An 11,722-nucleotide genomic window follows, 5' to 3' on the forward strand; every position below is an offset into this window, starting at 1 on the left:
ATGCAATATGATATAATACATGTCATGGTAAATTTATTTAATCTTATGGATATTAGATTTGGGTTCTTATTTTTGTTTTTTGCTTTTACTCAATTAAACAGTGCTACTGTTGGACTTGCTTCATGGTATGGCGAGGCTTTTCATGGCAAATCTACTGCTAATGGTGAAAAATTTGATATGACAGCTCTTACGGCTGCTCACAAGGAACTTCCATTTAATACTATTGTAAGAGTTACTAATTTACTTAATAATAGGACAGTTGTTGTAAGAATTAATGATAGGGGTCCTTTTAGGAAGGATAGAATAATTGATTTATCAAAATCTGCTGCTGAAAAGTTAGATTTTCTAGGAATAGGTGTTGCTCCTGTAAAAATTGAGATATTGGAACAATTGGATGAAAATAAAGTTGTGACGCAGGAAGCTAAAAAAACTGTTAATACTGAAGATTTTTCTAAGGATGATTCAGTTGTTTCAGGTTCAAAATTAAACAGTAATGCTGACTTAGATAAAGATCATTCTGAGGTTGCAGAAAAAATTTTAGATAATTCGACTAAAGAACCAGATTTTTATATACAAGTTGGTTCTTATAAGACTAAAGATTATGCTCAAAGAGCTTATAGAATACTTCAAAAAGTTGGGCTTAATGTTTTAGTGAATTCTCATGGACCTTTTTTTACAGTGTTCATTCCTACTTATGCTGATGATATTCATAAAAATGTTGAACTTATTAAATCTACAGGCTATAGGGATATTTTGGTAAGAAAGACTAAAATTCCAGGAGATAGTATTTCTATGGATTAGTATTTTGATCTATCTTTTTAAAGAATGTGTCTATTATGTGTTTGATATTTTCAAAGTTTGAGTAATAAGTTTTGATATTAGGTAAGGATTGTAGGAATAATGTACCGTAATTTTTTTCAACAAGTCTTTTATCAAAACATACTATGATCCCATAGTCTTTTGGATCTCTAATTAATCTTCCGAATCCTTGTTTGAATTTCATTATTGCTTGTGGCAGTGTTTCTTGTGTGAAAAAATTTTTATTCGATTTTGTAGCCAATTCGTTTTTTGCTATTAAAATTGGATCAGAAGGAGTTTGAAATGGCAGTTTGGGAATTATTACCATTGTTAATTTATCCCCTTTAATATCAATTCCTTCCCAAAAATTTTTTATTCCTATGAGTACGCTTTTTTTTTGTGATTCTTTGAAAGAATTTATTAATTCATGTTTTGGCAATTTCCCTTGTATGAAGAGGTTTATATCATTTGTAAATAAAAAGTCTTTAATGTTTTTGCTTATATATTCTAGGCTTTTAAGTGAGGTTAAAAGAATTAAGGTACCGCCTTTGTTTAACATTACAAGTTCTTTAATATACTGTGTTGACTGATTTAAAAATTTTTCTTCTTTATTAGGGTATTCAATATCTGATATAACGGTAAGTATTGATCTTTGCCTGTAAGGAAAAGAATATGGCAACTTTTCTATTTTGATATTTTGATCACTTAAGTTCAATCCTGTTTGATTTAAAAAATATGAAAATGATTGATTTGTCATTAGAGTAGCTGATGTGAAAATTATCCTTTTTACTCGTTTATACATAATTTTATTTAGACCAGGGCCTAAATAAATCTCTGATATTTTAAATATAAGCACATTTTTTTTATTTTCTATCCAAAAACAAAGATTGTCATATTGATTTTCAGAGATTAAAATTTTAATTAATGATTCTTTATATTCTATATTTTTAATTAGTCTGTTTAGTTCTATTTTTGCTGTTTTATTTTCTATCTCTTGTGTTAAAGATGTTATGGTTTCTTTGTAATTTCCTAAGTTATATATGACATTTTGTAAATGTGTTTTAATTCTTATATAAAAATTTGTTTTATGTGTATCATTAGTAACTCTATAAATTGATGGAAAATCTTTTTGTGTTTGTATTATATATTCAATATTTTCAAAGCATCGCATTGTTGAAGTTTCAAAATTTTTTTTATATTTATTATTTATGTTCTGTTTTTTTATTATTTTATCTATTTTGGTAAAAATTTTTTTTATTCCAATTCTTGAAAAACTTCTGCTAAATAATGTTCTTGCAGCTTCTTCTAGGTAATGAGCTTCATCAATTATTATATTTTTTGTATTAGGCAATATTAAATTAATCTCATCATCATTTTTTTCAGAACCGTTTTCATAATTTTCTTTTTCTGTTAATATTTCATTTTTTATGTAGAGATCATTTAGAAGTAAATGATGATTGGTTATGATAATATCACATTCTAATATTTGTTTTCTTGCCTTTTTAAAAAAACATTTATTGTCATCAGGACAGGTAATACCTGAACATGTCTCAGGGCTTGCCGATACTTCTTCCCAGATTTGCTCGTCAATAAAATTAAGTTCGTCTTTATCACCTGTTTGTGTATTTTGTGACCAGTAGATTAATGTTTGTAAATTTTTTTTATTAAATGTATATGTTAAAAGATTCCTTTCAAATTCTTTAAGCCGGCGAAGGCAGAGATAGTTTTTCATTCCTTTAATTATTCCAAACTTCATTTTAAAAGGAATGATTTTTTCTAGAGATTCGATATCTTTTTTTATTAATTGTTCCTGAAGGTTAATAGATGCTGTTGAGATTATTATTTTTTCTTGTGTTTTTTGAATGAAGTCAATAGCAGCAATTAAGTATGCAAAACTTTTTCCAGTTCCTGTGGGTGCTTCAATAACTAAAAAATTTTCATTTTCAAGGGCTTTGCTTATTTTTTCGATCATCTTTAATTGTGTATTTCTTTTTACAAAGCCTTTGATGTTTAACTCTGCTTTTTTGAATATATATTCAATTAAGTTCAATTTTACTAAGTATCCTTTTTATTGATTCTTTAAAAATATTTTTATAAATATTATTTGTGAAATTATTTAATTTTGAGTTGTTATAAATTGAGCTCATTTCTTGAAATATTGCTCCAAATTATCATTATTGTTTCTATTCAAGGGATTTTTCCATAAAGTTTATGTGATTGTTTATTGCAATTTGAACATTTTTGTAATAGTGAAAATTGATATAGAAAAGAATTATTATGCCTTTGTTAATTTTTAATATATTCTTAAATCCATCTGAAGTTGATATTGAGAATTTTTTTATTCTTTTGCAAGGTATATTAGTTTCTTTAAAATTCATTTTGTGCACTTCTTTACCATGGTGTTGTCTTATTATATATTTATTTTATGAATTTTTTAAGCAATATGAGTCGTCCAATTATGATTTTGGCTCCAATGGAAGATGTTACAGATACTGTTTTTAGAAATTTGATTCATTTGATAGGCAATGGAAAGGATGGTCCTGATATTTATTTTACCGAATTTATTTCTGTAAAAGGGCTTTTAAATAAATCAAAGCAGTCAATGCAACATATTTTGACAAAAAATGATGAACTGAATAGACCTTTGATTGCTCAAATTTGGGGCAATGAGCCTGATGAATTTTTTAAAGCAATAGAAATCTTAAGTAATTTGGGATTTTGGGGCATTGATCTTAATATGGGCTGTCCTAAGAAGAAAATAGTTAAAAAGGGAGTTTGTTCTGCTTTGATTAATAATAAATCCTTGGCTCGTGAAATAATTATGGCAAGTAAAGAGGCGTGTTTAAAATTTGGATTGTCTCTTAGTGTTAAAACAAGACATGGTTTTTTCTATTCTGAGGTTGAAGATTGGTTGGGGTTTTTACTTAAGTTAGGTATTGATATGTTGACCGTGCATCCCAGGCTTGCTATTAATCAAAGTGAAGGGTCTATAGATATTTCTGTGTTTGATAAACTTGTTAATCTGAGGGATCAAATCAATCCTTCTGCATTAATTATTGGTAATGGAGATATTTTGAGTTTAGAGCAAGCTCATCAGATTGTAGAGAAACATTCTATTGATGGAGTAATGTTTGGTCGTGGAATTTTTAGAAATTTAAACTTATTTAGAAAAGGTTTGCCTAACTTTTTGAGTAATAATTTAAATTTTAGATTAAATATATTAAAATTGCATATAACAGATTTTCATTCTACTTGGAGTCTTACTAAGGATTTTAATAAACTTAAGAAGTACTTTAAAATTTATTTTAATGAAGATGAAAGATGTAGCGAGTATTTTCATAATATTATGAATTCAAGTAATTATGAGGAGCTTTTTAAAAATCTAAGTCGAATGGATATTATAGGAGATAATCTTAAGTAATGAGTGATGAGCTTTCAAAAAATTATAATCCTAAGGTTTTTGAAGATAGAATTTATAAGAAATGGCTAGATAATGGGGTATTTATTCCTAATGATGGGATTGAGCCTAAATTTAGTATAGTAGCACCGCCGCCAAATGTTACAGGCATTCTTCATATGGGACATGCCCTTAATTTTACTTTGCAAGATATTCTTGTTCGTTACAAGAGAATGCAGGGAGCTAATACTCTTTGGCTTTTTGGGACAGATCATGCTGGAATTGCAACTCAAGCGGTTTTTGAAAAACAGCTTGGAGAGCTTGGAAAAAGTAAGGATGATTTTAGTCGTGAAGAATTTGTTGAAGAAATTTTTAAATTAAAGGATAAACATAGAGAAATAATTGTTAATCAAATAAAAAGGCTCGGGGCTTCCTATGATCATTCCAGAGAGAGATTTACTCTTGATGCTGGGCTTTGTCAGGCTGTTAATAAGGCTTTTATTGATTTATATAATAAGGGATTTATTTATAAGGGAGAATATCTTGTCAACCTTGATCCTGGGTCTGGAAGTGTTGTTAGTGATGAAGAAGTTGAGTACAGAGAGGTTATTGGGAAGATTTATTTTATTAAGTATTTATTAGATGATGGTAATTTTATTGAAGTTGCAACCACTCGACCTGAAACAATGTTTGGAGATATGGCTGTTGCTGTTAATCCTAACGATGATCGGTATAAATCTTTGATTGGTAGAGACGTTACAATTCCTATTGCAAATAGAAAGGTTAAAATAATAGCAGATAGTTATGTTGATATGGAATTTGGTAGTGGTGCTTTAAAGATAACACCTGCCCATGATCCTAATGACTTTGAAATTGCAAAAAGGCATGATCTTGCTAAGATAAATATTTTAACTAAGGATGCAAAACTTAATGAAAGTGTTCCAATTGAGTATCAAGGTTTAAGTGTTAGTGTTGCAAGAGACAAGATAGAAAGAGATTTAAGAGACAGAGGATTTTTAATAGATGTTAAGAATCATAAACATCAGGTTGGGCATTGTCATAGATCTGGAGAGATCATTGAGCCTTATTTATCAAATCAATGGTTCGTGAGAATGAAACCATTAGCTGATGCTGCTTTACAAGCTTTAATAAACGATGAGATTAGATTTTATCCTAAAAAATGGGAAAATACATATAAACATTGGTTATTAAATATTAGAGATTGGTGTATATCTAGACAGTTGGTTTGGGGACACAGAATTCCTGCCTGGTATGATGTTAAAACAGGAGAGATTATTGTTAGTGAATTTGATCCTTCTCTAAGTGAAGAGAATAAGGGCAGAAGTTTCTTTAGAGATCCAGATGTACTTGATACTTGGTTTTCTTCTTGGTTATGGCCATTTTCTTCTCTTGGCTGGCCAAAAGTTACTCTTGATTTTAAAAATTATTATCCTACAAATACTTTGGTTACCGCTTATGACATAATATTTTTCTGGGTAGCAAGAATGGTAATGGCAGGACTTGAGTTTACAGGACAAGTTCCTTTTAAAGATATATATATAACACCCCTTTTAAGAGATAAAAAGGGTAGAAAAATGTCAAAATCTTTAGGGAATGGCATAGATCCTCTTGAAATTATCGATCAGTATGGAAGTGATGCTTTACGTTTTACTCTTGCATTTTTATCTGTGCAAGGTCAGGATTTGAATATTGACACTAAAGATTTTATGTTTGGAGCTAAGTTTTTAAATAAAGTATTTAATGCGTCTAAATTTATTTTATCAAATTTAGAAGGTAGGCTAATATTAGACAATTTTGAGTTAGATGATATCGATAAATGGTTACTTACGAGTTTAAATTCAACTGTTGCCGTTATAGATTGGGCTTTTAAAAATTATAAGTATAATGAGGCTACTAAAGCAGTATATGAATTTTTTTGGAATGATTTTTGTGATTGGTACATTGAAATTAGTAAAATTAATTTAAATAGTGATGATATTAATCTTCAAAATATGACTATTTCTAAACTGATATTTTTCTTGAAAGAATCTTTACTCATTATGCATCCCTTTATACCTTTTATTACCGAAGAGATTTATTCTAAGCTTACGTCTTTGCAAGATGTATTAGCTTTAGAAAAGTATCCTGAGTATGTTAGTCAAAGAGATTTTAAGGAAGAGTATTATCGGTTTAATTTATTGAAAGAATTTATTGTGTCAATTAGAACTCTTAGGAGTGAATTTAGTATAGTTCCTAATATTAAGATTAATGTTGCTTTGCGATTTGGTGATACTTTTAAATACGAGAGATATTTTAAGGAGCATGAGCATATTGCAAAGAAACTGATTAACTTTGATTGTATCTTTTACAATGAAAATTATGTTGGTATGATAGGGGTTCCTAATGTTAATTTTGAGAGTTTTGCAGATATTAAGAGTCTAATAGATATTGATAAAGAGCTTGTAAAGCTTGGTAAACAACTAGAGAAATATGAGAGACTTAAGCATTTAGTTTTGGCAAAGCTTCAAAATCAAGACTTCTTGTCAAATGCTCCTGGGGAGATTATTGATCTTGAGAAGTCAAAATTAGAAGAATTTGATTCTTTCATTGCAAAAATTAACAATTATATTCATAATTTAAAAAAATAATGATGACTTTTTGAATTGTGATGTTACTTGTAATTACGTTGCGTTTACGGTCAGTATTTTTAGTATTTAGTTTATTGAAACAGTTTTTGTTTATAATTATAAAATGTGTTTTTAAAATTTACATTTTGCCTTCTTATTGTTTCTTTTGTGCTTTTATCATATGTTTTTTATTGTTAAATCCTTTTATTCTAGAGTAATTAAAATTAGCGAGTTTTAGTCCATCTTTTACAATTCTTGCTGCAGAAAATGTTGAAAGTTTTGCTCCAATTTTGCTCTTTTTTGCAATTATGGTGAATATTTCCTTATTCCACATTTTGGGATTTTTGCTTGGACTAAACCCATCTAAAAACCAGTAGTCTATGTATTTTGGTAGTTCTTTAAGCTTTTCCCTAGCTTCTCCAACTAAGATTTTTAAATTAATATTGTTTGTTATTTTGTACTTTATGTTCTTTGTTGGGGTGTTAGGATATTTTTTAAGCAATGTCTTAAAATAACTTATATCTTTGCTAAAAGATTGTGATACTTTTTTGATTTGTTCCTTTTTCAGTGGAAATTTTTCAATTGAGTAATAATTAATTTTTGTTTTTAGGTTATTTTCTTTTAAATATTTTAAAAGTGCTATGAAATTAAGACCAGTTCCAAATCCTAATTCTGCAATTGTTGCACTTTGTAGTGCTGCTAAGTCTATATCTAGTTCACAGCCTTTGATGAATACATAAATACTCTCTTCAAGTCCGTATTGTGGATTATAATAAATATCTTCAAATTTACTTGAATATATAGTTTTATCTTTAAATATTAATTTATTCATGAGTAAAATAACAAATGAGTAAACCGCTCTGTGATTTACTCATTTATAAAAATTCACTTTAAAAAAAGTTACTACTTTTAAAAGTAACATTGTTATTGTCATATATCAACCTGAATGTGATTTGTTTGACTAGGATAATAGGATGTAAACCGTTCATTTTAAGGTTTTGCCTTTTTTAAGAGAAACTAAAACTTAAGTTTAGTTTCTCTGTTCTTTTATTCTTCTATAATAGCTATTATCTCTTTTGCTTTTAGAATTAAGTGTTCCTTGTCTTCAATCTTGACAGCAGCTCCAGCATACTTTTCATAAAGCACTGTATCTCCGACTTTAACAGTAATGTCTTCCTTGTTAGAGCCAATAGCTATAACTGTTCCAATGTTTGTTTTTTCTTTTGCATTTTCTGGTATATATAGTCCTGAAATTGTTTTACTTTCGGCTTCTTTTATTTTTATTAAAACTCTATCAGCTAAAGGTTTAATATTTTTCATTTTCAAACATCTCCTTAATTTGATAATATAAATATACGAAAAATTGAGGTATTAAGTCAATATATTTAGATAATACTTGAAACTTCATCTAATTTTAAAGATAATTCTTTTAATAAAATGTCAAATTTAGGTGGAAAAATACTTTGATAACAGTAAGTAATTTAGAAGTTGCATTTGGAGAGAGAATTTTATTTAAAGATGTTAATATTAAGTTTTCTTCTGGAAATTGTTATGGGATCATTGGAGCTAATGGTGCGGGTAAGAGTACGTTTTTGAAAGTTTTAGGTGGAACGATTGAACCTAGCAAAGGTGAAGTGTCAATTGCAAAAAATCAAAGAATGGCTGTGCTTGAGCAAAATCAGTTTGCTTATGATGATTTTAGGGTTATTGATACTGTGATCATGGGTCACAAGAAGCTTTATGCTGTTCAAAGAGAAAAAGATGAAATTTATGAAAAGCCTGACTTTAGCGATGAAGATGGAATTAGGGCTGGAGAACTTGAAGCTGAATTTGCCGAACTTGGAGGTTATGAGGCTGAGTCTAATGCTGCGGTACTTCTTAAAGGGCTAGGCATAGATGAGTCGGTTCATTCTAGTTTAATGAGAGATATTGAGGGGGCTTTGAAAGTAAGGGTACTCTTAGCGCAAGCTCTGTTTGGAGAGCCTGATATATTACTTCTTGATGAACCTACTAATAATCTTGATATTCAATCGATTAAGTGGCTAGAAGAATTTTTGATTAATTTTGAAAATACAGTTATTGTTGTGTCACATGATAGGCACTTTTTAAATCAAGTTTGTACTCATATTGTTGATATTGATTATGGAAAAGTTCAAGTTTATTTTGGTAACTATGATTTTTGGTATGAAACCAGTCAAATTCTTAATAAGCAACTAAAAGATGCTAAGAAAAGATCTGAAGAGAAAATAGCAGAACTTAAGACCTTTATTCAAAGGTTTTCAAGTAATGCATCAAAATCTAGACAAGCAACTTCAAGAAAGAAGTTAATTGATAAGATTAAAGTTGAAGATCTAAAACCATCTTCAAGGAAATTTCCTTATGTTAACTTTAAGAGTGAGAGAGAGCTTGGAAAAAATGTTATTACAATTAAAAATCTGACTAAGGAATTTGAAGGACAATATATTTTAAACAAGTTTAGCATTGTTGTAGAACCTGGGCAAAAGATTGTTTTTTTAGGCAGTCCAATCTCAGCAAGTTTTCTTTTTGATGTAATTACCAATGAAGATAGAGATTATAAGGGGCATTATGAATGGGGTGCTACTGTTAATTTTGCGTACTTTAAGAAGGATAATGAAAAATATTTTAGTGTGGATTTAAGTTTGGTGGATTGGCTAAGGAAGTATTCAAAGGATCAGGATGAAACTTATATTAGAGGATTTTTGGGACGAATGCTTTTTAGTCAAGATGAGGCTTTAAAAAAAGTTAATATCCTTTCAGGGGGTGAAAAGGTAAGGTGTATGCTTTCAAAGATAATGCTTAGTGGAGCTAATGTATTGTTATTAGATCAACCGACCAATCATTTAGATCTTGAAGCAATTACATCTTTAAATACCGGTCTTCGAGATTTTAAAGGAGTTGTATTATTTACGTCTCATGACCATCAATTTATTGATACCGTTGCTAATAGGATTATTGAATTTACGCCTAATGGTATAATTGATCGTTTTATGACTTTTTCAGAGTATATTGATGATCCTAAAGTTAAGGAGTTAAGGGATAAGTTTTATGAAGGACATGCCAGCTTGAAACTTTAGTTATATGTTTAACCATTACAGGATGTTTATGGTTTTGAAGTTAAATATTTGTATTTTTATATTTTTAGGTGCTTGTTTTTCCCTTGCAGCAAATGTTAACCTTTATTTCCAGAAAGCTTTAACAGGGCAGATTTTAGGAAGTCCTATTCTTGATGAGTTACGTAATACTATTACGGTGTTAACAAAGGATAGGTGGTTGATAACTTATACTATGTCTTTAGATAAAAAATATTCTTATAGGTTAGATCGAGTACCGTATCCCTTCCTCTTAAAGGATTTTGGTAGTGGATATTATGTTATTACAGGACGTAATGAAGTTCAAAAGATTAGAAGAGGAAAGCTTATATGGAGATATAGTTTAGATGCTTCTCCTATAAAAGCTCCTTCAATGGGGAACGGTTATATTTTAATTCCTCAGGCTGATAAGAGAGTTATTGCTTTAAGACTTGGTGATGGTCAGAAAATTTTTGAGGTGAATATAGAAGGAAAGGCAGTGACTTCTTCTGTTGTTCTTGAAAATGGTAATTTTTATATTGCAAATGAAAATTATAGAATGTTTGCTTTTAATCCTGAGGGAGAGAAAATATGGAGTGCTTCTCTTATGTCTTTTCCCAATGTATTAATGATAAGTACTAATAATGAGATAATTATTGGATATCAATCTGGAGATGTAGTTGTATATGATAGTGATTTTGGTGATATGTTAAATTCTATTAATTTGAACTATCCTATTAATTTTTTATTTGAAAAGTTTAATGGAGAATATGTTGCAGTGTCCGATAATGGGTTTTTTTTTAATTTAAGTAAAAACTTTGAACTTATGTTTTCTAAAAATTTGTCTTTAAAACTTAAGGAAGCTGTGCTTTATGATAACAAAAATCTTTTTATTGTTATGAAATCAAATGGTGTTTTAGCTCTTGATGAATATTTCAACCCGGTTGATAGATATGATGGTATGAAGGAAATATCAGGGCTTGTAGCTAATGTTGGAATAATTGCTACTGGTGGGCTTAATTGGATATTGACTGCTTACTATTATGAATATAAAGATGAGCTTGATGTTATTGTTTGGAATCATACATTAGGTAATAGGTATCATCAAAATAGGATAGATTTTATCGAAAAATATTTAATAGATCATGAAGATATTTATTTGGCTCTTGATGAAATGTTGAATTCTCCCTACAATAGGAGGGTTTATGATACTTTTTTAGGTACTCTAGATTCTCTGGTAATTAAATATGGTAGTTTTCCTAAAAAATATTTGAATTTATATAAAAAAGCTATTAATAATTGGCTTGCTCCAAAAAATGGAATTGATAGAATAGCTCAAAGAGGGCGACTTTATAGGTATTTCATATATGTTGATGATGCAGCTTCAGTTAAGAATTTTATTAATATGGCGATTGAAGAAAAGGATATTAGCAATGTAATTCAATTGGTTAAAAGTATTGCTAAGTTTGAATATTATTATGGGCAAGATGAACTTGTGTATAATTATATTCAGTATGTAATATTGAATTATCAGGGCAGTTTAGAGATAGCTTATGCAGTTCTTCTAAGCTTGCGCAAGATAATTTTGAATTCTACAGAGGATAATCTTAAAAAGTATAGAAATAAATATTTAACTCTTTTGAAATTTATAAAGCGACAAAATTTTTCTGACAAAATTAATCAGTGCGTTAATGAAATTATTGTAGCGCTTTGATTCATTTTGTTGCTAGTTTTATGTTATCATTTGTTAAATACATCTTATTATAGTGTGTTAGAATTGATGTTTAATTTATGCTGATTTAGTTAATAAT

General features: G+C 28.9%; 8 protein-coding genes. 5 read left to right on the forward strand and 3 right to left on the reverse strand.

What is annotated here, in order from left to right:
* Window positions 1-24: 24 nt before the first annotated feature.
* Entirely contained in the window at window positions 25-801 is a 777-nt protein-coding gene (locus tag BT0_RS03735; protein ID WP_041178585.1) for a septal ring lytic transglycosylase RlpA family protein, read from the forward strand.
* On the opposite strand, the gene BT0_RS03740 is transcribed toward BT0_RS03735, so the two are convergent.
* Window positions 791-2,848 (reverse strand): ATP-dependent DNA helicase, encoded by a 2,058-nt coding sequence (locus BT0_RS03740; RefSeq protein WP_011772671.1) that lies wholly within the window; start codon window positions 2,846-2,848, stop codon window positions 791-793. The genes BT0_RS03735 and BT0_RS03740 overlap by 11 nt on opposite strands.
* Before the next feature lie 375 nt (window positions 2,849-3,223).
* On the opposite strand from BT0_RS03740, the gene BT0_RS03750 reads away from it, so the two are divergent.
* Window positions 3,224-4,219 (forward strand): tRNA dihydrouridine synthase, encoded by a 996-nt coding sequence (locus BT0_RS03750; RefSeq protein ID WP_011772672.1) that lies wholly within the window; start codon window positions 3,224-3,226, stop codon window positions 4,217-4,219.
* The gene (valS, locus tag BT0_RS03755; RefSeq protein ID WP_011772673.1) at window positions 4,219-6,843 is read left to right on the forward strand and encodes a valine--tRNA ligase; all 2,625 of its coding nucleotides are present in this window, start codon (window positions 4,219-4,221) and stop codon (window positions 6,841-6,843) included. The genes BT0_RS03750 and valS overlap by 1 nt, the downstream gene beginning before the upstream one ends.
* Window positions 6,844-6,976: 133 nt before the next feature.
* On the opposite strand, the gene mnmD is transcribed toward valS, so the two are convergent.
* Window positions 6,977-7,654, reverse strand: coding sequence for a tRNA (5-methylaminomethyl-2-thiouridine)(34)-methyltransferase MnmD (mnmD, locus tag BT0_RS03760; RefSeq protein ID WP_011772674.1), 678 nt, complete (start codon window positions 7,652-7,654; stop codon window positions 6,977-6,979).
* Between the two features lie 215 nt (window positions 7,655-7,869).
* Window positions 7,870-8,142 carry a co-chaperone GroES gene (gene groES / locus BT0_RS03765; protein WP_041178527.1) on the reverse strand — a complete coding sequence of 91 codons (273 nt, stop codon included), beginning with the start codon at window positions 8,140-8,142 and terminating at the stop codon, window positions 7,870-7,872.
* A gap of 143 nt (window positions 8,143-8,285) precedes the next feature.
* Between groES and BT0_RS03770 the strand changes: the two genes are divergently transcribed.
* Together BT0_RS03770 and BT0_RS03775 are read left to right on the forward strand one after the other, a co-directional pair.
* Complete coding sequence (locus tag BT0_RS03770) at window positions 8,286-9,917, forward strand: ABC-F family ATP-binding cassette domain-containing protein (RefSeq protein ID WP_011772676.1); 1,632 nt, start codon at window positions 8,286-8,288, stop codon at window positions 9,915-9,917.
* 28 nt (window positions 9,918-9,945) lie between these two features.
* Window positions 9,946-11,625 (forward strand): PQQ-binding-like beta-propeller repeat protein, encoded by a 1,680-nt coding sequence (locus BT0_RS03775; RefSeq protein ID WP_236842851.1) that lies wholly within the window; start codon window positions 9,946-9,948, stop codon window positions 11,623-11,625.
* The last annotated feature ends 97 nt before the right edge of the window (window positions 11,626-11,722 follow it).

The sequence above is a fragment of the Borrelia turicatae 91E135 genome (genome assembly GCF_000012085.2).
Classification (GTDB): Bacteria; Spirochaetota; Spirochaetia; order Borreliales; family Borreliaceae; genus Borrelia; species Borrelia turicatae.